At 51.1% G+C, this 21,092-nt stretch carries 24 protein-coding genes; 13 read left to right on the top strand and 11 right to left on the bottom strand.

Annotated features, from left to right (window positions below; genetic code table 11):
* Positions 1–15 precede the first annotated feature (15 nt).
* The 9 genes from flgF (at position 16) to DG177_RS16935 (ending at position 7,822) form a co-directional block, all read left to right on the top strand.
* Complete coding sequence (gene flgF, locus DG177_RS16975) at positions 16–762, top strand: flagellar basal-body rod protein FlgF (protein ID WP_108812571.1); 747 nt, start codon at positions 16–18, stop codon at positions 760–762.
* A 33-nt stretch (positions 763–795) separates the two neighbouring features.
* Entirely contained in the window at positions 796–1,584 is a 789-nt protein-coding gene (gene flgG, locus DG177_RS16970) for a flagellar basal-body rod protein FlgG (protein WP_108812570.1), read from the top strand.
* Between the two features lie 29 nt (positions 1,585–1,613).
* Positions 1,614–2,300, top strand: a complete 687-nt coding sequence (locus tag DG177_RS16965; protein WP_108812569.1) for a flagellar basal body L-ring protein FlgH — start codon at positions 1,614–1,616, stop codon at positions 2,298–2,300.
* A 21-nt stretch (positions 2,301–2,321) separates the two neighbouring features.
* On the top strand, positions 2,322–3,446 hold the full coding sequence (locus tag DG177_RS16960; RefSeq protein WP_108812568.1) for a flagellar basal body P-ring protein FlgI: 1,125 nt from the start codon (positions 2,322–2,324) through the stop codon (positions 3,444–3,446).
* Positions 3,443–3,760: a rod-binding protein gene (locus DG177_RS16955; RefSeq protein WP_108812567.1), complete on the top strand. Its 318-nt coding sequence runs from the start codon at positions 3,443–3,445 to the stop codon at positions 3,758–3,760. Before DG177_RS16960 ends, DG177_RS16955 begins: the two co-directional genes overlap by 4 nt.
* The gene (gene flgK, locus DG177_RS16950) at positions 3,753–5,084 is read left to right on the top strand and encodes a flagellar hook-associated protein FlgK (RefSeq protein ID WP_337658991.1); all 1,332 of its coding nucleotides are present in this window, start codon (positions 3,753–3,755) and stop codon (positions 5,082–5,084) included. The genes DG177_RS16955 and flgK overlap by 8 nt, the downstream gene beginning before the upstream one ends.
* Before the next feature lie 21 nt (positions 5,085–5,105).
* Positions 5,106–5,957 carry a flagellin N-terminal helical domain-containing protein gene (locus tag DG177_RS16945; RefSeq protein ID WP_108812565.1) on the top strand — a complete coding sequence of 284 codons (852 nt, stop codon included), beginning with the start codon at positions 5,106–5,108 and terminating at the stop codon, positions 5,955–5,957.
* A 131-nt stretch (positions 5,958–6,088) separates the two neighbouring features.
* The gene (gene motA / locus DG177_RS16940) at positions 6,089–6,952 is read left to right on the top strand and encodes a flagellar motor stator protein MotA (RefSeq protein ID WP_108812564.1); all 864 of its coding nucleotides are present in this window, start codon (positions 6,089–6,091) and stop codon (positions 6,950–6,952) included.
* A 3-nt stretch (positions 6,953–6,955) separates the two neighbouring features.
* On the top strand, positions 6,956–7,822 hold the full coding sequence (locus tag DG177_RS16935; RefSeq protein WP_108812563.1) for a flagellar motor protein MotB: 867 nt from the start codon (positions 6,956–6,958) through the stop codon (positions 7,820–7,822).
* A gap of 963 nt (positions 7,823–8,785) precedes the next feature.
* Here DG177_RS16935 and DG177_RS16930 read toward each other — a convergent pair.
* Positions 8,786–9,871, bottom strand: coding sequence for a diguanylate cyclase (locus DG177_RS16930; protein ID WP_108812562.1), 1,086 nt, complete (start codon positions 9,869–9,871; stop codon positions 8,786–8,788).
* 1 nt (position 9,872) lies between these two features.
* Positions 9,873–11,294, bottom strand: coding sequence for a Si-specific NAD(P)(+) transhydrogenase (gene sthA, locus DG177_RS16925; RefSeq protein WP_108812561.1), 1,422 nt, complete (start codon positions 11,292–11,294; stop codon positions 9,873–9,875).
* A 327-nt stretch (positions 11,295–11,621) separates the two neighbouring features.
* Here sthA and DG177_RS17850 point away from each other — a divergent pair, with 327 nt between their 5' ends.
* The gene (locus tag DG177_RS17850) at positions 11,622–11,789 is read left to right on the top strand and encodes a hypothetical protein (protein WP_337658990.1); all 168 of its coding nucleotides are present in this window, start codon (positions 11,622–11,624) and stop codon (positions 11,787–11,789) included.
* Between the two features lie 63 nt (positions 11,790–11,852).
* Here the strand turns inward: DG177_RS17850 and DG177_RS16920 are convergent, their stop codons facing one another.
* The 6 genes from DG177_RS16920 to DG177_RS16900 form a co-directional block, all read right to left on the bottom strand.
* Entirely contained in the window at positions 11,853–12,104 is a 252-nt protein-coding gene (locus tag DG177_RS16920) for a hypothetical protein (protein WP_108812560.1), read from the bottom strand.
* A 207-nt stretch (positions 12,105–12,311) separates the two neighbouring features.
* Positions 12,312–12,656: a hypothetical protein gene (locus DG177_RS16915; protein WP_108812559.1), complete on the bottom strand. Its 345-nt coding sequence runs from the start codon at positions 12,654–12,656 to the stop codon at positions 12,312–12,314.
* Positions 12,653–13,147, bottom strand: coding sequence for a JAB domain-containing protein (locus DG177_RS17845; protein ID WP_337658989.1), 495 nt, complete (start codon positions 13,145–13,147; stop codon positions 12,653–12,655). The genes DG177_RS16915 and DG177_RS17845 overlap by 4 nt, the downstream gene beginning before the upstream one ends.
* Before the next feature lie 77 nt (positions 13,148–13,224).
* Complete coding sequence (locus DG177_RS17840; RefSeq protein ID WP_337658988.1) at positions 13,225–13,560, bottom strand: hypothetical protein; 336 nt, start codon at positions 13,558–13,560, stop codon at positions 13,225–13,227.
* 149 nt (positions 13,561–13,709) lie between these two features.
* Positions 13,710–14,045, bottom strand: a complete 336-nt coding sequence (locus DG177_RS16905; protein ID WP_108812557.1) for a hypothetical protein — start codon at positions 14,043–14,045, stop codon at positions 13,710–13,712.
* A 64-nt stretch (positions 14,046–14,109) separates the two neighbouring features.
* Positions 14,110–14,625 carry a sigma factor-like helix-turn-helix DNA-binding protein gene (locus tag DG177_RS16900; protein ID WP_337658987.1) on the bottom strand — a complete coding sequence of 172 codons (516 nt, stop codon included), beginning with the start codon at positions 14,623–14,625 and terminating at the stop codon, positions 14,110–14,112.
* Between the two features lie 366 nt (positions 14,626–14,991).
* On the opposite strand from DG177_RS16900, the gene DG177_RS17835 reads away from it, so the two are divergent.
* The gene (locus tag DG177_RS17835; RefSeq protein ID WP_337658986.1) at positions 14,992–15,141 is read left to right on the top strand and encodes a hypothetical protein; all 150 of its coding nucleotides are present in this window, start codon (positions 14,992–14,994) and stop codon (positions 15,139–15,141) included.
* A 291-nt stretch (positions 15,142–15,432) separates the two neighbouring features.
* Here the strand turns inward: DG177_RS17835 and DG177_RS16895 are convergent, their stop codons facing one another.
* From DG177_RS16895 to dnaK, 3 genes are all read right to left on the bottom strand, one after another.
* A complete protein-coding gene (locus tag DG177_RS16895) occupies positions 15,433–16,707 on the bottom strand; it encodes a putative 2OG-Fe(II) oxygenase (protein WP_108812555.1) in 1,275 nt (424 codons plus the stop codon).
* Positions 16,708–16,720: 13 nt separating this feature from the next.
* A complete protein-coding gene (dnaJ, locus tag DG177_RS16890; protein ID WP_108812554.1) occupies positions 16,721–17,875 on the bottom strand; it encodes a molecular chaperone DnaJ in 1,155 nt (384 codons plus the stop codon).
* Positions 17,876–17,987: 112 nt separating this feature from the next.
* Complete coding sequence (gene dnaK / locus DG177_RS16885; protein WP_108812553.1) at positions 17,988–19,934, bottom strand: molecular chaperone DnaK; 1,947 nt, start codon at positions 19,932–19,934, stop codon at positions 17,988–17,990.
* Between the two features lie 199 nt (positions 19,935–20,133).
* Here dnaK and DG177_RS16880 point away from each other — a divergent pair, with 199 nt between their 5' ends.
* Positions 20,134–20,613 carry a copper chaperone PCu(A)C gene (locus tag DG177_RS16880; protein WP_337658985.1) on the top strand — a complete coding sequence of 160 codons (480 nt, stop codon included), beginning with the start codon at positions 20,134–20,136 and terminating at the stop codon, positions 20,611–20,613.
* Entirely contained in the window at positions 20,614–21,084 is a 471-nt protein-coding gene (locus DG177_RS16875; protein WP_337658984.1) for a vgr related protein, read from the top strand.
* Positions 21,085–21,092: the final 8 nt, after the last annotated feature.

Raw genomic sequence — 21,092 nt, 5'->3', positions numbered from 1 at the left:
TTCCAGGAATAGTCTATGGATAAGCTTGCATATACCAGCATCAACGCAATGAAATCGTTGATGAACCGACAGACGGCAATCGCCAATAACATGGCGAATTCCAATACTATCGGTTTCAAAGCCGACATGGTTTCAGCCAAGGCTCAATATTTGAACGGTCCCGGTCATGACAGCCGTGCAATGGCGGTTGAACGGGATATGCAGGCCGATATGAACGCCGGATCGGTAACACAAACCGGCCGTTCATTGGACATTGCCCTGGAAGGTGACGCGATGATCGCAGTGCAAGCTGCTGATGGCAAAGAAGCCTATTCCAGGCGCGGCGATTTTCGGATCGCCGCGTCCGGCGCCATGGTCACTGGTGATGGCTTTCCGGTGATGGGTGAAGGCGGTCCGATCACAATGCCGCCAGCGGAGCGCGTAGACATTGGTGCCGATGGCACGGTGTTCTTTGTTCCGCAGGGTGGTGATCCAACTCAGCCGCAGGAGCTCGACCGGATCAAGCTAGTCAGCATGACCGGCAGCGCGATCTCGAAGGGCCCGGACGCACTGTTTCGTGCTGCCAATGACGGCATCTTACCGGTTGATGACAATGCCCGGGTTATTTCTGGTGCGCTTGAGGAATCCAATGTCAACATGACTGCGGCCTTGGTCGATATGATCGAAACCAGCCGCGCCTGGGAAACCCAGGCCAAATTGCTGCGCACCGCCGATGATCTGGATGAAAGCAGCGCCAGCGTCATGAACATGCCGCAAGGATAACCAGTGCAATAGTTGCACAAAGGAGATTTTGAAATGAGCAATGCAGCCCTACAAGTCGCGCGCACCGGTCTGGATGCGCAAAATACCAAGATGCGGGTAATTGCGAACAATCTGGCCAACGTGAACACCACCGGATTTAAGCGCGACCGCGCCGATTTTGAGACGCTTGCTTACCAGAATGTCGTCACACCGGGCGCACCGTCTGACGCCCAGAACCGCTTTGCCAGTGGTCTGCAATTGGGAACCGGCGTCAAGCTCTCCGGTATTGGTAAAATCAGTACCCAGGGCACATTGCAAAATAGCGAAAATGCTCTTGATATGGCGATTGAAGGCTCTGGATTTTTCCAGGTCGAGATGCCTGATGGCACGACCGGTTATACGCGTGCCGGCAACTTCAATCTGACCGCCGAAGGCAATCTGGTCACAAGCGATGGCCTGCCCCTGATACCCGCGATCCAGGTGCCGCAAGGTGCCACCTCCCTGACCATTGGCAATAATGGTACGGTTACCGCAAACCTCGCCGGTCAAGCCGACGTAAGTGAGCTTGGCCAGATCGAATTGGCCAATTTCACCAATCCAGCCGGACTGCTGTCCGCTGGCAACAATATACTCTCCGAGACACCGGCCAGTGGGCCGCCTCAGGTTGGTGAAGCAGGCACAGAAGGGATTGGCAGTATCCGCCAAGGGGCACTGGAACAGTCCAACGTCAATATTGTCGAAGAGCTGGTCAACATGATCGAGACGCAGCGCGCCTATGAGGTCAATTCCAAAATGATCTCGGCAACTGACGAAATGCTGCAATTCGTCAACCAGCAAATCTAATCCACATTAAAGCGAGAGGCACCAGCATCATGCGCATATCCCATTTTTCAAAGACAACTCTTCCAGTCATGGTGGCTCCTTTTTTGCTGATTGGCTGCCTCGGTTCTGGCGGAACCCACGCTCAGCAAGGCTTTGCAGCGACCGTTGCGCAGCCCATAGCAGCCCCTGCCCCCGCTGCTGCCAATGGCGCAATTTTCCAGCAAGCTTCTGGCTATGCCGCTTTGACCAGCGGCATGCGTGCCAGCAGAAAGGGTGATATCATTACGATATTGCTCGTCGAAGATACCAGGGCAACCAAAGCGAACAGTGCATCCAAAGACCGCAATGGTGGGATTTCGCTGACACCGCCAACCACAGGTCTATTTTCGTTATTCTCCCCCAGCGATGTCGCGTCCAGTGGATCACAAAATTTCAACGGCAGCGGCAATGCCGCCCAGTCCAATTCTCTGCAAGGACAGGTAAGCGTGACAGTCGTTGAAAGCTACGCCAACGGAACCATGCTGGTCCGTGGTCAAAAATTGACATCGCTCAATCGCGGCGACGAACATACGCAGTTCAGCGGGCTTGTTCGCGCGATCGATATTTCCTCCGACAATACGATCCCTTCTACCAAGGTTGCCAACGCCCGCATCATCTATGGTGGCACCGGAGAAATTGCATCCGCAAGCAAGCAAGGCTGGCTGCAAAAATTCTTCTCTTTCGTTTCCCCCTTTTAGTCCCCGATCAGGCAAGACAATATGACCCTATCTCCTAAAATAACCCGCTTCATTCATGCGTTTGCCGCAGTGGTGATCACATTGCTGATCGCAATGCAACCAGCGCAGGCCGAGCGGATAAAAGACCTCGGCCACTTTGCTGGCCTGCGGACCAACCAGCTGGTTGGCTATGGGGTGGTCGTTGGACTTGCCGGTACTGGCGATGACAGTCTGGAATATGCCACATTGGGTGTGAAAGGCATGACCAGTCGTTTTGGTCTCGCCCTGCCCCCAGGCGTCAATCCCGCCACCAAAAATGCGGCGGCGGTCATGGTCACTGCCGAGATGCCCGCCTTTGCAAAACCCGGTCAGCGGATGGACGTCACCGTTTCTGCCCTTGGTAAAGCCAAATCGCTGCGCGGCGGTACATTGATCCTGATGCCACTTTATGGTGCCGATCAACAGATCTACGCGATGGCGCAGGGCAATCTGGCCGTCGGCGGCTTGGGTATATCCGCAACCGATGGATCTAGGCTCACCGTCAACATCCCCTCGGTGGGGCGCATCTCGGGCGGCGCAACAATCGAAAGAACCGTCGCAACGGGTTTCGAAAGCGAGCCATTTCTGAGCTTCAACCTGTCAGACGCCGATCTTACGACGTCTCTGCGTGTGGCGGACGCGATTAACGCAGCGATTGGAACAGACAAGGCGATTGCGGCAGACGCGGTCACCGTGCGCATCACTGCCCCTATTGGCGCGCAGGAACGCGTTATGCTGATGGGCAAGATCGAGAATTTGATGGTAAAACCAGCGGAAGCCCGTGCGCGTATCATTGTGAATGCAAGAACCGGGACCGTCGTGATCAACGGAGCGGTCCGCCTTGGTCCAGCAGCCGTTACACACGGAAAACTTACGGTTCGTGTCGAGGAGAATCCGACGGTTGTCCAACCTGCTCCGTTTAGCCGCGGACGGACCACAACTGAGCCAAATAGTGACATCGCTCTTGAAGATGATGGCGCCCCGGCCTTTGAAATTGGTCGCCGTGCTTCCTTATCTGAAATTGTCGAAACTATTAATTCCATCGGCGTTTCACCGTCTGATCTAACAGCGATCCTCGAAGGATTGAAGCAGGCGGGAGCCCTGAAAGCGGAGTTGATCATTATATGAGCACCATTAATCCTACAGGGAATCTTCTGGCCGCCTCAGCTGCAAATGCGCCGAAACCCGTGGCGAATGCGGCGAAAACTGAAGCAGAAGCTATGGCAGCTGACTTCGAAGCCATCTTTGTGCGGCAAATGCTTTCGACCATGCGCACCGCCTCTTTGGGCGACGGTTTGTTTGATGGTCAAGGCACGGAGCAATTCCGCGACATGCAGGATTCCATGCTGGCCAAGAGCATGGCCGACAAAGGCGTTTTCGGCGTTGCCGAGTTGCTAACCCGTCATGTGAACAACAATGAAACGGAGAAGAATAATGTCTGATCTGTTGTCAATTGGCCGTTCCGCCTTGCAGGTAAATTCCCGTGCACTGGAAGTTGTCGGCTCCAACATCGCCAATGCGGAAAACCCGGACTATGTGCGCCGGTCGTTAAATGTCGGTGACACCACCATCTATGGCAGCACCAACCCAATCTATGGAAATTATACCGGTGTCGGCGGCGTCGCCATAAACGGCCTCGTTCGCGCCAGCGATCAATTTATGGAATCCGCTACCCGGCAAACCGGTGCCGACCGGGTCCGGACCGAAATCACGGTGCAATGGCTCGATCAGGGCGAAATTGCGCTCGCCAATAATCAATCGGATATAGGCAGCCAACTCACGCAACTTTTTGGCAGCGCTGAAGAGCTCTCTGCTGTTCCGTTCGAACCCGCCTTGCGCGGTCAGTTTCTCGGTGACATCGAAGATACGGTTGCCCGGTTCAATCAGACTGCATCGAACCTTTCCGCCACCACGACCTTGATGAATGGTGCTGCGTCACAAGAAGTATCTGAACTAAACTCAGCATTGGCCGAACTTGCCGAGGTCAACGAGAAATTGCGCCCCACACAGCCTGGTACGTCCCAGCAAGTCGCCCTTTTGGATCAGCGCGATGCTGCACTGACTGTCATCACCGAAAAACTCGATGTCGAGATCAGTTTCGGTGATAATGGGTTGGTTGACATCACGCGAGGCGCGACAAGCCTGGTCGATTTTGACAATGTCAGTCCGGTTACATTCGTTGAAAATGCGGGCGGCGCATTTGATATTGAAGTTGGCGGCGCAATTCAGCCGCCGCCGACCAACGGAACGCTGGGCGGCCTCCAACGCGCTCAATCCGACATTTCTGCGGTCTCAACCAATCTCGATGGCTTGGCGGTCCAGTTTGCTACCGAACTCAACGGATGGCAGGCCAATGGCAGAACCGATGCCGGAATCCCTGGAGCCGCAGTGGTATCCCATGCTGGAACGGCCGCCAGCCTGTCGACCACGGGGCTCACTACCGATGATCTGGCGCTGGCGTCGCCAGTTGGCGTTGCCAATGGCAATATTCTGGCTTTTGTAGATCTGCGAACACCCGGCGGAACCGAGCAGCAATATGAAGGCCTTGTCCTTGGACAGGCCCAAAACCTTTTGTCTGCGCGCAGCGAAAGCGATGCTGCGGCGGCATTTGACATTGCAACACGGGAAGCGCGGGACCGGGTTTCGGTTGTTGATCTGGATCGGGAAGCCGCTGACCTCATTCGGCTGCAACAATCATATGAAGCATCAGCGCGGATCATCCAGGTCGCGCGCGAAACCATCCAGTCCGTTCTGGCTATCTTCTGATCGGCGCCCCTGAAGGAACATATGATGGAATCAATCAATCGTACCAGGCCTGCAGATGCCATTCAGAGACAAAACCAGCTGTCGGAGCTCATCGCCCGAAAACAGGAGTCCATTGCAACCGGTATCAGCTTCAACCGGCCGTCCGAAGCGCCGTCCAGCTGGTTGGAAATATCAAGCATAAGCCGGCAATCGACAATTGAAGACAGCTGGTCGAACAATATCGGCCGCGCCCGGATTCTGGCGCAACAGGCGGAATCAACGATCGATACCATGTCAAACGGTTCCACCCGCATCAGGGAATTGATGGTGCTCGCCAACAACGAAACACTCGCGCCGCAAGACCGTGAAGTCATTGCTCTGGAATTGGCAAGCTTTCAGGAGCAATTCAACCAGCTGACCCAGGTTAAAGACAATTATGGTGGTCAGCTATTCCATTCTGGCGATCCGATACAGATGCGCATTGATACCAACGTTCTGGTTACACCGACACCTACGGTGCAGGCTGTTGCCCAAGACATCGATATTGGCGGTGGGGCTACTGAGGATCTGGACCAGATACTTACCGATATGATCGCAGCCGTACGCACCGGAACACAAGCCGAACGTGCGGAACAGCTGGATCGAGCGAAGTCGCTGACTGACCATTTTTCTTCACTGCTCGGAGTCCAGGGCGTGCTCGTCAATCGTCTTGATGAGCAGGAGCTGAGACTGCAGGAATCAAAACTCAACACAACGGAGCGCCGTTCAGCCTTGGAAAATACCGATATCGGTGAAGCTATATCCCAGTTTCAGTCGCTGTTGGTCAATTTGGAGGCCGCGCAACGGCTTTACGCGCAGACCGCCAACACTTCACTTATTCAGCTCATCGGCTAGGCGTCCGAAAATCACCTTTATCAGCCCCTTAACCATGATGTTTTTTATCCGTTCATCAATATGAGATTGTTTGCGCGCCCCATCGGCGAATGAACGAAAATTAAACGGACCTGTGGATTGGAACCAAACTTATGTTCGCTGGAATTGGTATTGTTGTATTGCTGATCATGGTGTTCGGCGTCTTCATGATTTCCGGCGGAGATCTTGGCGTTGTAGTCGCTGCGCTGCCGGTTGAAATGGGCATTATCGGAGGAGCTGCGGTTGGATCACTGATCATCGGGAATAACGGTGCTCAGCTTAAAGCGCTGATGGGCGGCGTTGGGAAAGTGTTTAAAGGTCCAAACTACGCCAAACAGGACTTCATGGACTGTATATTACTGGTTTCGAAGTTGACAAAGATCCTCAAAAGCGACGGTCCAGTTGCCCTGGAGCCGCATATTGAAGATCCAAAGGCGTCGCCAATATTCAGCGAATATCCCAAGCTTTTGAAAGATGATACGCTCGTCCATCTCATTGCCGACAGCCTCAGACTTGTCGTTGTTTCTTCCGGAACGCTTGACCCGCATGCGGTTGAAGATGTCATGGACCAATCGATCAAGACACATCATCATGAAGCCGTAGCACCCGCCGATAATCTTCAGGGGCTGGCTGATGCGCTGCCCGCATTGGGCATTGTTGCTGCTGTTCTGGGCATCATCAAAGTGATGGGATCAATCGATCAACCGCCGACAGTATTGGGCGGCATGATTGGCTCGGCGCTTGTTGGAACCTTTCTGGGTGTCTTGCTGGCCTATGGTCTGGTCGGACCAATGGCCGGTCGGGCACGCGCGGTTATCGATAGCGATGCCAGTATTTACCACGTCGCCAAACAGATGATCATCGCCAGCCTCCACGGCCATCCACAGCCGCTCGTCATTGAAGCGGCGCGGACCAGCCTGCAGCATGCAAACCAGCCAAGCTTTGCTGATGTGTTTGATGCTGTAAGGGCGAAATAAGCGATGGCAAAAAAAGCAGCTCCTGAACCAGTTCAGCCGATAATCGTCAAAAAGGTCATTGTTGAAGGCCATGAGGGGCATCATGGCGGCGCGTGGAAAGTTGCTTATGCCGACTTTGTCACAGCGATGATGGCATTTTTCCTGCTCATGTGGCTGCTTGGTGCAACAGACGAGAAAAAGCGCAAAGGTATTGCAGATTATTTTGCGCCTACCCTGACCCAAATGAAGCGCGATAGCGCTGGCGGCAAAGGCATGTTCGGAGGCTCCTCTGTCACCGATCCCGACAAATATCCTCACAAAGCCAAAAATCTCGGCAACACCGCGATGTCGATACCGCGTGAAGCCCCTACCGACCCGTCAGATCAAAAAAAACAGGAACGGAAAAAAAAGACAGTTCCCAAATCCATGACCGCCAAGGAATTTGAAAAGCGGGTCCGTGACCAGCTCAAGAAGAACCCCGAAACAGCGAAATTACTATCTAATGTTCGGTTTACGGATACCGCTGAGGGCCTGAGGATCGACATTGTCGATGAAGCAGATTTCAGCATGTTTGCGCTCGCGACTGATGATTTGAAATCACGTGCCGCGGAATTAATCGGCCAAGTTGCCAAGATAATCGATACCGTGGACAATGAACTTATCATCAGAGGCCATACAGACAGCCTGCCCTATGCTAGCGGGCAAAACATGAACAACTGGCTGCTCTCTTCTGCTCGAGCGGAAGCAACAAGACAAGAACTGGTCAGCAGAGGTGTTTCCATCGATCGCATGGCGCGAATAGAGGGTGTCGCAGATACCGAGCCCTATAATCCGGCTGAACCAATGGATGATAAGAACAGGCGCATATCGATTACGCTGAAAAAGTCCTAGACTGCTCCTTTTCGAAATACTCGCGGCGCTTTAAACCCAATTTGGTAGTAAAACTACGAACTACTATCATATTGGATTGAAAACGCATTGATCTCATCCGCCCTTGTTTGGATAGACAAACTTGAAAGTGTAAAACTTTCTATCAGGATCGTTCTAGCCCCCGCAGGCTTGATCTTGATGAACGTAGCGCACCTGGTCTGCGTTATTACTGATTGGGTAGAGTGACTTGTCACTCTACCCAATTGTAATTGAGGCCGGTTAAATTAGCTGATTTTTGCTGTGAGTTTCCAATTGCTCCGGTGTCATATCGCTCCAAGTATAGTCTAAGAAGTGGTTTTCGCCGCTTTAAACGCGTCACTCGGCTTTTTACCAGATTCTTGCCTATATAAATTCGCGAAATGACTAAAGCCGCACCACGGCAACCAAAGAGCAAGTCTCGCTGGTCGACCGCCAAGTCAATGGTGGGATCGTTGCAGCATTGACGATGCCGGGCATAATGATCGTGCCGGTTAGCATCATGTGCTTATAGTTCAGCCTGTTTACCTATGATGGAGAACGCGGATTCTCGACAGCAATCGTAGGACGGTTGACAACTGAAATCTATTTCTCAGAAGCCATTTCTGGGTCTTCAGTCAAAGACACAATTGGCGGCCGCGTTGGCTTTGCAATCGGGTTTTGACCAGTGATGGATGACCCGATTGGCAATGATATCGAATATGAACTTGATACAAAACCAAGGCATGAACTTTTGGCGAGAACAGATGTGTTGCTGGCAGTTTTGTTCGTGCGCTACTCTGTCCTGTCCGCGATGGTGATCTTTCATGGATCCTATGGCTTGTCGGACCACGGAAGATGATTTTTAACCATCCACACCACATTCCGGGCGCAAGATACTGACGTTTCAATACACCCTGAATAGTTTGGATCAGCGACCCATCATCCTGACGGCATCCACCCGAACAACTACAGGTCGTTCGAATAGGTCAGCACATTGTTACGACCCTGCGATTTCGCTTCATAAAGTGCCAAATCGGCTTTTCGAAGGATGGAGCGTTTATTGTCCGATTTAAGACACTCGGCTACTCCGGCGGAAAAGGAAACCTTACCGATTGCCTGACCCGATTCCAGATCAACAAGTTCGCGACTGGCAAGAGCTTCGCGGCAGTTATCGACTTTCTTCCAGACTTCCTTGATACTGGCTGCCTCAAATATGACTGCGAATTCTTCGCCACCGTAGCGAGACGTATGGCATTTGCTGTTGGCAAGTGACGAAAGCTCATCTGCAACCAGGCGCAAAACGCGGTCGCCGCACTCATGGCCAAATGTGTCATTGATCTTCTTAAAATGATCAATATCGATGAAAGCCAGAACCAATGATTGGCCTTTTGCAAGAAGTTTTTCCAGAACCTCATCAAGCGTTCTTTCAAATTTCCGCCTGTTCGCAAGCTTGGTCAGTTGATCATAATCAGCTTCATTTCTCGCTTGTTCCAGGTCATTCTGCAATCGCGCCAGCTTCTTGTTCGTATCATGAATTTGCTCTCGATTTTCGCGGGTCGATTCAACCATCAACTGCGAAAGATCGAGAAGCTTCTTGATAGCAATATCGATGTCACCAGATCTTGAACGGATATTATCGGCTTGAGCGATCAGATTGGTTTCACATTCTATGGTGTTTTTGTTTCCATCATCGATAAGCTCTGAGGTCTCACGAATATGCGCAATCGCCTCCATGAGGATCTTATCGATCTGAACACCAATATCGGAACGCAAATATTTTTCATGCAATTCAACCGCCGCACCGTTGTCAAGCCGGCCCGCTGAAGACAGCCCAACAATCTCGTTTTTGAGACCGACTTTGCCACCGCAGATATACTCCCATGCCAGTTCCAAATTGGTCGATGACAGGTTTAGATTATGCTGGCGAATAAAGCTTGCAATCGCAAATAGCGGTGACCGCGCTCCATCATCTTCTATGCAAACCGGGCAAGCGTCGTCGCCTTCATTGTCTTTGAAGTAGCTCTCTAATATGTTCTTAATGTCTAGTTTCACTTTACGCTCTCAATCTAGGCCTTGGCATCCGGTTGTACGCATCCAATGCGGCAACCTTGTACGCTTCTGCCAATGTGGGAAAATTAAATACTGTGTCGGATAAATAGTCGATGCCGCCATCGAGATTTAGAACGGCCTGTCCGATATGGATCAGCTCGGTCGCACCTTCGCCGACGATATGTACGCCCAATAATTTTCTATTATTGAGATCAAAAATGCATTTCAGCATGCCCTTGCAACTGCCTAAAATATGGCCGCGTGATGTTTCTTGGAAACGGGCAACGCCAATTTCTACCTGCAGGCCCTTGGCCCGCGCTTCTTCTTCCGTAAGCCCTATGCTGGCAATTTCCGGGATCGAATAGATGCCAAGCGGAAAACTATGCTCTGAACTTTGAATGGGATGATCAAATGCATGGCAGGCAGCCAACCGCCCCTGTTCCATGGAAGTCGAAGCAAGCGCTGGAAAACCAATAATGTCACCTGCAGCATAAATATGCGGCTGTGCTGTTTGCAGCGTCTTTGGATCAACCGTCAAACGTCCCCTATTATCAGGCTCAACACCGATCTTGTCGAGGCCGAGCTTGTCGACAGCGCCGACACGACCAGCCGTAAATAACAGCATTTCGCTTCGCAATTGCCGACCATCGTCCAGTTCGACATGCGGGTTTTCATTTTCATCAAGTGTGATGTTTTTGATCGCTCGGCCAAGGCGCAAACTGATACCGCGCTCGGACAATTGATGCATGAAATTCGAAATAATATCGCGGTCAATAAACTCGAGAATATTTTCGCGCGCTTCAACCACAGTCACTGGTATCTCAAGTGTCGAAAATATCGTCGCATATTCGAGGCCAATCACCCCTCCTCCAACGACAACAATTGATTTTGGCATCGGCATATTCGCAGCAACACAATCGCTGTCGACGACAGTGGTTCCATTAAATGGTATGTGCTTGGGTCGATAGGGCGTCGTACCAACGGCAATCAGGAACTTTTCTGCGGTAACAGTATAGCTGGTTTTTTTGCCCTGAACCGACTGCGAAACAGCCAGCTTATGAGGACCCGCAAACCGAGCCCGGCCTTTCAATGTAGCGATATTGTTACGGCATAGCTGGTTATCAATCACTTCAACCTCGTCGCCCAGAGTTCTGGACAGTCGAGAAGTGATTGATCGTTGAGTTGCATCCGCACCATCGCGCTTGCGCCCTGATTTAAAGTACTGATCACGCCATCCGGTTACGGACAACACAGACTCGCGGATCGTTTTTGAAGGCAAAGTTCCGGTGTGAACCGATACACCCCCAATTTTCTTTTGATCATCGATAATCGCAACTGACTTACCGAGCTTTGATGCTTGAATAGCCGCTCTGCGTCCAGCAGGGCCACCTCCGATTATTACGAAGTCATAGTCAAAATCAGTCATGTTCCTGCCTTTCATCTTTTGGTTAACGGCGAAGGAACAAAACATTAAGTGAGGCAAACCAGTTTCCACAAATTCGGCAGAAAATATGCGCCGCCCGGATCAGGGTTTAATGAATCGATTAAAAAGGCAAATGGATCAAATTGGGACAACGAGTAATAATTTGTCAATTTCTGTCATCGATCAGTAATTTTTGTTGAAAATGCAACTAGTTGGAACTATGCCATGCGACGTTCGAAATCGAGCGAACCAGGTCAGTGGCCCGGATTGCAAAGTAGGAACGATATCAAAACCGATTAAATTTGGTCATGAGAGGGTCTGTCGATAAAAATGAACAACAGTGAAATCGACATGCCTAGTCTTTTGGAAAAGCTCGAGACCATTCTGGACCTGTTGGATAATAGTGGTCATTCGGTAGCTGCGATAAAGGTGGAAGAAGCCATAAATGCTCTCAAACTCACCGAGCAGAACGAGAACAAAGATAACGACCACTCGTAAGTTCTATATCTCCGTAATTGGCCCCTCATATCTGACTAAGGGGTAACAGGACATTGTCCACCGTCAGTGCATTTCCAAAATTATCAGGGTGCAGTGTTCGATCAGTTTCTTTGCTTCAGAATGACACTCATCAACACTAATGTCGGGAAGTTGCTGCTCAGCCTGATTGCGACCCCTTGCACCTTGCGCTGAGCCAATTTCGATCCGATTGTAGATCTTGGCACGTGCATATGCCGTTGCGGAGGGCTTTCCACCGGGATGTTTGCGAGCTTCGGCCTTGGCCGGTGCAAAGCTGATGGCGACTAATATCGCCACAAGCCATGAACCTTGCCTGATTTTGAGAAAGGAAATTTCAGACTGGCATATTGCGATCGTACTGCACCTCTCTGACACCTATGGGTTCAGAGACAGTAACGGCAGCAATAAGGGAATCTTAAGCCGCGGTCCTCAAAATTTCTATTCCGGCTTTCTCGGTAACTCACGCATCGAAAGATTGGATCCCAGCAATCCATACATTGTGGACTATAAATCGGTGACAGCATCCAGATAGGCGATACAGTCAGCACGTGCCTCTTGCGTCATACAAATCCTGTCGTCACCATGTTCCTCACAGCGCGTCACATAACCATGATCGATAAACACGCCTATCCAGCGAGATGCTATTGTAGGTGTAGTCGATATAGCACCAAAAAGATCAGGTTTTGAGATGCAGTCTTGCGTTTCTGTCGCGATGTAAATTTCAAGCAACAGCTCCCAGGCCGGATTTCCAAATATCCCATCATTGGCAAAGAACAGAGTCCGCTTTCGCTGCATCGCCAAGAAGCGCTGCGCTCGCCGCACATGACTATTCAAGTCTTGATCTGTCATAACAGTCTCAATTTTCGAAAACTTGACCAGTTATTACCGGCGATAATGATATGATCATGCAATCTAATTTCCAGTTCACGGCACAGGTTTTTTATGAGCATCGTGAATTTCACGTCTGATTGGCTTGGCTGCATATCACCCCCCGGATGGTTATGGACCAATATGATTGCACTGCTGTTCAGCTCCAGAGCGCGCTTCAGTATACATCGCGGTTGCACAATAATTCTGCGCGGCGATCCATTTCCAAACTCCTGATCGTTCAACAGCCGATTGGCATTATCCAGAAACAATACACGCATCGTCTCGGTAGCCAGCGATCCCATGCTGCCTTGCAAATATCTGATTAGCTTTTCGTCCGTTGCCGATACAAGTTTCTTGGGCAGTTCATTTTGCAATTGCGCCATGAACAATTTTTCCGTTGCTACAAGCAAGTTAATCACCGCTTCTTGCGCGCCTAGAATGCGGCGTAGCGCCTCTTCGGACTCAGACATTATTCGCCCAATCGAACCAAATTCATCCAACAAGGCATTTGCCAATGTGACGGCCTGTCGCGGAGCCACCGACGCGATTAGTTGCGCCAGGACGGATCGGTCCCGTTGACTTTCAACCTCTGCTGATGAAAATAAGTCCCGATCGCTAGGGTTACGAGCAATGGATAGGAAGAAGCGACTTGCATGATCATATAGGCCAGCGGGTGTATCGACACGTCCATCAGCTTCGCCAAATGGCCTACCAACGCTATTGTTTGTAGCGAGACTACGCATAGTGGCCAGAACCTTCTTGCACGCAGGGAAATCGCGAGAAACACCGTCCAAGCGAAGAAGTCGATAATGAAATGACCTGGATCCATTGTTGCATATTCAGCAGGCGTGAACGTGTGCACAAATGGGTCAAGAACAACCATTGCGATGAGTGTTCCGGAAATCCATCTTTCCGGCCCTCCCCCTCGAAGAAGCGCATATATTGCACAGACGCAAAAGAGGGAGAGGTAGATCGCAACTCGCATAGTTGATTGGGAACACGCCGGATCATTTTAGTCAACCATTCGATCACTTATGCGACAATCGACAGTTTGGTATCTTCTTTTCCAGAAGCCTGTGCTGGCGGACATTCATGAAGATCGGGCATTGCATATTCTTTGCCAATCTTCCTCAGCTCACCGTGTACACGCAAAACGTCATTGCTGGCGTCGACAAGAGCCATTTGCGCTTTTGCAAGGCGAAGGATAGCCGCCTGACCGGTTGATGCCGGAACACCTGTGTTCAATCGTGCATTCACCAGCGTCGACATCAAATTGGAAACTGAAACCAGCGCCTGATCAATAGTATACTCGGTATGTGGCATATCTTCACCGATTTGGTCTGTAGCTTTCTTGATTTCGTAAGACATAAAACTCCCTTTCCGCGAAACGCGAATTCTAAAAATTAAATTTTCAGGTAGGCTCGGAGTCTGCTTAAGCAGCCATCAAGCCTGAAAGAGACTGAGAAACGGCAAGGCCGATCAAAACAATTGCCAATATGCCGATTGTCATGCCGACAATAATGGCCAATCTTTGAACGGTACCCAAGTCGCCACTCGGCTCCTTCAGGGTTCTCATCCACTGCGCCGATTCATGGGTGGAATGGAAGTCGTATGGTACGGCTGCTTCTTCCAACATGAACGACTGTGGTTGATCGCCCTGATTCGCTTTTGCCGTCAAATCGGGCTCAGATGGAAGATAGGCTGGATCATATATGATCCGATCATAGTCCCCGGCAGCCCTGGCATAGACGATTGCGGCCTCGTCTCGCGTCGCTACATCGAGCGTCCGGCGGGCACTATCCAGTCTTTGATCAACGGCGGGTTTTGATATGTCCAAAATCCGGGCAATTTCTTTGGATGATTTTCTCAGGACAACGAGATGCAGACACTCCCGCTGTTTGGCAGTCAGTTTTGCAACGCGTGCAGCTTCAATTTCGAACTGGCCCACTGGTATCCCCAAAAATACGTTGTGATCATAGATTCACATAACGTCATAGGCAACTAGCCAAACAACTAAAAATATTTTCGACGAAATACCAATGATCGCCAACGAAAAGTCGTCCACGATATATCGATCAATCGATAATCAATAAGGTTGTTCTATTGCTAACAATACTGTAAGTAAAAGTCATTATTTACATCGATATAACATTAAGAAACATCATTTTACGAATTAATAGTTTCTGACAGTCTAGGTTAATCTCGAGCTCGTTATGCAATAAAATCGCACATAGACTGAATGTATTTATGGCACTTCAAAAATGCTTCCGCAGAATAGTATATTAGGTGTTGCGGAGGAAGTCAGGGGATTGTCTTGAACGATAGTAAATCACAGACGAGCGAGATGATCGCTTTGTTACAGCAGCTATTGGCCGAATTTGATGCCTTGCAACTCGCAATGCCCGCGATCAAGATCGCAGAAGCTATCGACTGTTTAGAGCAGTCCCAAGGATCGACCGACTAACCGGCATTCAGACAAAAAAACGCATTTGCTAACGACAGAAATTAAAATCCGGCACAGGTGTTAATTCGAAACGGTAAGCTCCGTACATCAATTCAGGCACTTTTAGCTGCCTGAGCTTGCGAAGCGCCGCGTTAATCATCCCCACAATGAGCGGTAAGCTTAGCACGAATTGGAAAAGGGGCGATCCTGTCTGCTGGTCCTTACAGGAACGCCCCTTTTTTCACTTCGGTCGAATCCCATGAAAATTGAAGAATGTTGGCAATCAGGCAGGTCGTTGTTTTCAGCGTTCGGTTATGTTTTGATAGCCGCTGCATCAAAAGCGATTGATAACCGCTGGCCCTCGTCAATTGCCCGCGTGCCGTGGTACAGAAAGCTGGGAAACAGAACCAGCTGCCCCCCTTTTGGAGAAAATTGGGCAACAGGCTTCAGATCCAGAGCCAAATCCTGCGGAGCGCGTCCAAGTTCGAGATCACCCTGATGCGGATCCTCAGGATCAGGCTTCGGCGCAGCAATGTGAAAAGCCGAACTTATCAATCCCTCATCGTGCACATGGCTGACGTGACGGCCGGATGACCGGATTAGAACCGACCAACCTGCGGTTAGGCTCAAGGGAGAATATCGGTACCGCAAAATCGGATGCTCCGGATCCAATTCCGACCACTCAGATTGATAGCCTTCAACGGCAGACTTAAAATATTCCGTCAGCTGCCTTATTTCTGCATTGTCGCGCAGGAATAGATTGCCACGGGTTTGGGTTCCATCTCGAACGCTTTGGCCTAGAGGACGCGATTGGTTGCCATGCCAATCATATAATATCTCTCTCAAGCTATCCAGCATGGTCCGATCGAGGTTCAGGTCGATTTGGACCGGTAGCAATGACTTGGGAAGCAACCATGCGTGACGTGGGTCATCGGTCAATCGCCAGCAAATCTCGGTCAATGCCCAAGCAACGATCGCATCTGGTCGTGCGTTACGAATAACAGCCAATTGCATTTCCGCGCGTTCACCGTCGCCCTGGCGCAAGCGATGACGTGCTTCGTCCAGGGCCTTTCCGGTCCAGTCCGCAGGTAGCTGGGAGAATAGGTCCTCAGCCAGATCATGGAGGCCAGCGATTCCAGCATAACGGGCTTCAAGCAAAGTAAAGTCGTTCGCCGGAGCCCCTCGCTTGCGGAGCATATGTGCGGTTTTTGCTGCCTTTTCCGAATATCCACCGTCAGCCAGCAACTGCATATACAAGCGCCATAACGGGCCTTTGTTTGGAAGGACTTTCAACGCTTTTTCAAGTTGCGCGAGATAATCAGGATCACCATTCTCAAATCGATACCGCGCCAGAGCGCGATGTCCATCGATCCAATCCGGTGCTTGGTCTAGGACAGAAACAAGCTGCTCCAACGCCGCTGGATCATTGGCAGATTGTAAGGCTCCTGCCTCGCAAATCAGCAAACCGCCATCAAGGGGCAAGCGTTCTCGTGCCTGCTGCAAACGTTGCAGTGCATCTTCCGCGACCGCCTGATAGGCGGCGATCGCTTCATCTCGCAAAGCTTGATCCGTATCGCTATAGGCCACGGATCACCTTGCCCTAGTCAGCCAAGCCGTCCCAGGCTTCTTTGATTTTCGAGAAAAATCCGCTGCTATTCGGGCTTTCGTCACCGGTCTCGGTCTCTTGGAACTCTCGTAGCAATTCCTTTTGCCGTGCCGACAATTTGGTTGGTGTTTCAACCTCAATCTGAACGACCATATCGCCATGCCCGCGACCACGCAGAACCGGCATTCCGGCACCACGCTGGCGAATCTGCTTGCCTGACTGAATTCCAGGCGGAATCCGAATTTCATGCTTCGCACCGTCGAGACCAGGAATGACAATTTCGCCTCCCAGTGCCGCAACCGAGAAACTGATCGGTGCACGGGTGAACAGGGTTGTGCCCTCACGCTCGAAAATATCATGTCGGGCGAGATGGAGGAAGATATAAAGGTCACCTGGAGGAGCGCCGCGCGCGCCTGCTTCGCCTTTACCGGTCAACCGAATTCGTGTGCCGCTATCAACGCCAGCGGGAATTTCAACTTCCAAGGCCTGTGGCTTGTCGACCCGGCCTTCTCCAAGACAGACGTGGCATGGGCTCTCGATCACTTCGCCGCGACCCTGACAGCTGGCGCAGGTGCGTTCGACAACGAAAAAGCCCTGTTGCGCGCGAACCTTGCCGTGACCATGACAGGTTGGACAGGTTTTTACGCCGGTGCCTGGTTCTGCACCTGAACCGTCACATTCATCACAGCCGACAGAAACATCAATTTCAATTTCAGTCTGCTTGCCATGAAAAGCATCTTCAAGAGAGATTTCCATATCATAGCGCAAATCCGCACCACGGGCTGGGCCGCGCTGTTGCTGCTGACCGCCAAAGCCGCCGCCACCGCCACCGCCGAAAATCGTCTCGAAAATATCGCCAATATCGTTAAACGCCGCGCCGCCGAACCCGCCGCCGCCACCAGCATTATTGCCGCCGCCGTTGGTGAAAGCCGCATGACCATATTGGTCATAAGCCGCACGCTTCTGAGGATCTTTCAGAACATCATAGGCTTCGCTGATCGACTTGAATTTCGCCTCAGCATCAGCATTTCCGGGATTTTTGTCCGGGTGATATTTCATCGCCAGCTTGCGATAAGATGATTTCAGCGTTGCGCCGTCGCAACTGCGATCGACTTCAAGCTGCTGATAATAGTCCATTTCGGTCGCCATTACTTTGCTTCCCCCGAAGCCATACGCATACTTCGCCCAGACCTTGCCAGCCGAAGCTCCCCGCACTCTTCCCGTAACAGTGTCAGGGAGAATGCGAGGAGATAGATTTTACTTACTCAGCAGCTTTTTCTTTTGCGTCAGAATCAGCGTCATCGCTGTCATCTACTTCGGAAAATTCGGCGTCGACCACATCATCGTCCGCCTTTGCCGCTGCGTCTGCAGCTGCCGCATCGGCAGCATCGCCGCCAGCCGCTTGCTCGGCTTCGTAGATTTTCTGACCCATCTGCATGGAAACCTGTGCCAGTGCTTCTGACTTGGTTTTCATCGCTTCCGGATCACCGCCTTCAATTGCTTCCTTGGTTTCCTTGACTGCCTCTTCAATCTGACCTTTCAGATCAGCGTCAATCTTGTCACCATGTTCGGACAATTGCTTCTCGGTCGTGTGGACAAGGCTTTCCGCGTTGTTTTTGGCTTCCGCCTCTTCGCGACGTTTCTTGTCTTCTTCCGCAAATTTTTCAGCATCTTCAACCATCTGATCGATATCATTATCGGTCAGACCGCCAGAAGCCTGGATCTTGATCTGCTGTTCTTTGCCGGTGCCCTTATCCTTGGCCGAAACGTTGACGATACCATTGGCATCAATATCAAACGTCACGTCAATCTGCGGTACACCGCGCGGGGCTGGTGGAATACCGACCAAATCGAAATTGCCGAGCATCTTGTTGTCAGCGGCCATTTCACGTTCGCCCTGGAATACGCGGATGGTCACAGCGCCCTGATTGTCATCAGCGGTTGAGTATACCTGCGATTTCTTTGTCGGGATGGTCGTGTTACGATCAATCATGCGGGTAAAGACACCGCCAAGAGTTTCGATACCCAGCGACAATGGAGTCACGTCGAGCAGAAGTACATCTTTGACGTCGCCCTGCAAAACGCCGGCTTGAATGGCGGCACCCATGGCAACAACTTCATCGGGATTCACGCCGGTATGCGGTTCTTTACCGAAAAATTCCTGCACGGTTTCGCGGACCTTGGGCATACGGGTCATGCCGCCGACCATCACGACATCGTCAATTTCCGATGCGTTAATGCCAGCGTCTTTCAATGCCTTCTTACAAGGATCAAGCGTACGCTTGATCAGGTCACCGACCAGCTTTTCAAGGTCGGAGCGCGTGATCGACTTGACCAGATGCTTGGGACCATTTTGGTCAGCGGTAATGAACGGCAGGTTGACCTCTGTGGTCTGCGCCGAAGACAATTCAATCTTCGCTTTTTCAGCTGCTTCTTTCAAACGTTGCAGAGCCAGTTTGTCCTTGGTTAGGTCAATACTTTCCGCTTTCTTGAAATCTTCAGCCAGATAGGTAACCAGTTTCGCATCAAAATCTTCACCGCCCAGGAACGTATCGCCGTTGGTGGATTTCACTTCGAAGACACCGTCACCAATTTCGAGGATCGAGATATCGAACGTACCACCGCCAAGGTCATAAACCGCGATGGTTTTGCCGTCGTTTTTCTCAAGCCCATATGCCAAAGCCGCAGCGGTTGGCTCGTTGATGATCCGCAATACTTCAAGGCCGGCAATTTTACCGGCATCCTTAGTTGCCTGACGCTGGGCGTCGTTAAAATAGGCAGGAACCGTGATAACGGCCTGCGTTACTGTTTCACCGAGATATCCCTCGGCGGTTTCCTTCATCTTCTGCAACGTGAAAGCTGAAATCTGAGCGGGAGAATAATCTTCTCCGCCGGCTTTCACCCAAGCATCACCGTTGGAACCTTTGACAATCTCATAAGGAACCAATTCCATGTCTTTTTTGGTCATCGGATCGTCGAACCGGCGACCGATCAGGCGCTTTACCGCAAAAATAGTGCTTTCCGGATTGGTGACAGCCTGACGCTTAGCCGGCTGTCCGATCAAACGTTCGCCGTCTTTTGCAAAAGCCACGACAGACGGTGTTGTCCGTGCACCTTCCGCGTTCTCAATAACTTTCGGCTTGCCGCCGTCCATAACGGCAACACAGCTGTTGGTGGTGCCCAAATCAATACCGATAACTTTAGCCATTTTTCCCTCAATTCAATTTCAAATATTTTCTATAATTAGCAAAATAACCGCCCGGCCCTGTTCAGTTGGCACCGCTACGGCTTCGAATTGGGATATAGGAGGCATTTTCTTTGGCACAAGCCTTGGCACGAGGATGCGGAAGCTATACATTAAGAGAAACCACTCACAGGCCCCCAAATTTAGGAGTTTTCAGCCAGTCATGACGAAACAGCTTTCGATTTTTTTTGCAAGCCTCGCTGCAGTTTTTTTAAGCAGCTGCGGTCAAGGCGATGTGCTGCGTGTCGCCGAGGTTGTTGTCAATCTGTCCCCCGTGGATGGCAACCCCGCTTCAGGCTATGCGACAATCTATGGTGGACCAGAGGATGTCACCTTGGTCAGCGTTACGGCTGATGATGTCATGCGAATGGAAATGCATGAAACGTCAGACGAAGGTGGCATGGCAAGCATGCAATCGATTGATTCCGTTCCCATCCCGGCAGGCGAAACGGTGAAATTTGAGCCCGGCGGCAAACATCTCATGATCTGGGGCGTGGGCGGCGGCTCTGTCGCGCAGGGAAGATTGAAGATGCTCTTCATATTCTCCAACGACGATCGGATTGAGGTTCAGGGCATAGTCAAGAAAATCGGAACACCCGACAGTTCTGATGACAATGCAGAAAATACCGACAGCGCAGAATAGGTGCCAGAAAACCGAGAAATCAGCCGCCCGCTCAGCGAAGCGGAAGTTACATTATGCCGTTCGGTATTTGGCAGTGCGATCGATTATCGCCCGATAAAGATCTTCAACCGCAAGTGGTGGCCGTTTCATCCCCGGCGTGTGACGATGGCGCCAGACGGCAATATATGGTTCCATCCAGCCGGCGGACTATATTGCGACGACTATTGCGAGAAAGGTCTCAATCTTCAGGGATTGTTGATCCACGAAATGGTTCATGTGTGGCAGCATCAACAGGGTGTTTTCCTGCCCCTCGCCCGCCATCCGTTTTGCCGATATGACTATGAGCTCATTCCCGGAAAGCCTTTTCATGCATACGGTATTGAGCAACAGGCCGAGATCGTGCGCCATGACTTTCTGCTCAAACAGGGCGCTCAGCTCAAAAACGGTTTTCAGCCCAAGCAATTTGCCGGGCTGATACCTTTCACCCCCTAGTTTCAATC

Source organism: Sphingorhabdus sp. Alg231-15 (genome assembly GCF_900149705.1).
Taxonomy (GTDB): domain Bacteria; phylum Pseudomonadota; class Alphaproteobacteria; order Sphingomonadales; family Sphingomonadaceae; genus Parasphingorhabdus.
The sequence above is the reverse complement of the archived record's forward strand: the minus strand, read 5'-3'. Positions and strand labels throughout refer to the sequence as shown.

Coding starts and splice junctions, on each gene's coding strand:
- DG177_RS16880 (WP_337658985.1), top strand. CDS start 20,134: ATGACGAAACAGCTTTCGATTTTTTTTGCAAGCCTCGCTGCAGTTTTT.
- DG177_RS16935 (WP_108812563.1), top strand. CDS start 6,956: ATGGCAAAAAAAGCAGCTCCTGAACCAGTTCAGCCGATAATCGTCAAA.
- DG177_RS16905 (WP_108812557.1), bottom strand. CDS start 14,045: ATGTCTTACGAAATCAAGAAAGCTACAGACCAAATCGGTGAAGATATG.
- DG177_RS16955 (WP_108812567.1), top strand. CDS start 3,443: ATGAGCACCATTAATCCTACAGGGAATCTTCTGGCCGCCTCAGCTGCA.
- DG177_RS16945 (WP_108812565.1), top strand. CDS start 5,106: ATGATGGAATCAATCAATCGTACCAGGCCTGCAGATGCCATTCAGAGA.
- DG177_RS16965 (WP_108812569.1), top strand. CDS start 1,614: ATGCGCATATCCCATTTTTCAAAGACAACTCTTCCAGTCATGGTGGCT.
- DG177_RS17850 (WP_337658990.1), top strand. CDS start 11,622: ATGAACAACAGTGAAATCGACATGCCTAGTCTTTTGGAAAAGCTCGAG.
- DG177_RS16915 (WP_108812559.1), bottom strand. CDS start 12,656: ATGACAGATCAAGACTTGAATAGTCATGTGCGGCGAGCGCAGCGCTTC.
- dnaJ (WP_108812554.1), bottom strand. CDS start 17,875: ATGGCGACCGAAATGGACTATTATCAGCAGCTTGAAGTCGATCGCAGT.
- dnaK (WP_108812553.1), bottom strand. CDS start 19,934: ATGGCTAAAGTTATCGGTATTGATTTGGGCACCACCAACAGCTGTGTT.
- flgG (WP_108812570.1), top strand. CDS start 796: ATGAGCAATGCAGCCCTACAAGTCGCGCGCACCGGTCTGGATGCGCAA.
- flgF (WP_108812571.1), top strand. CDS start 16: ATGGATAAGCTTGCATATACCAGCATCAACGCAATGAAATCGTTGATG.
- DG177_RS16960 (WP_108812568.1), top strand. CDS start 2,322: ATGACCCTATCTCCTAAAATAACCCGCTTCATTCATGCGTTTGCCGCA.
- flgK (WP_337658991.1), top strand. CDS start 3,753: ATGTCTGATCTGTTGTCAATTGGCCGTTCCGCCTTGCAGGTAAATTCC.
- DG177_RS17840 (WP_337658988.1), bottom strand. CDS start 13,560: ATGGTTGTTCTTGACCCATTTGTGCACACGTTCACGCCTGCTGAATAT.
- DG177_RS17845 (WP_337658989.1), bottom strand. CDS start 13,147: ATGTCTGAGTCCGAAGAGGCGCTACGCCGCATTCTAGGCGCGCAAGAA.
- sthA (WP_108812561.1), bottom strand. CDS start 11,294: ATGACTGATTTTGACTATGACTTCGTAATAATCGGAGGTGGCCCTGCT.
- motA (WP_108812564.1), top strand. CDS start 6,089: ATGTTCGCTGGAATTGGTATTGTTGTATTGCTGATCATGGTGTTCGGC.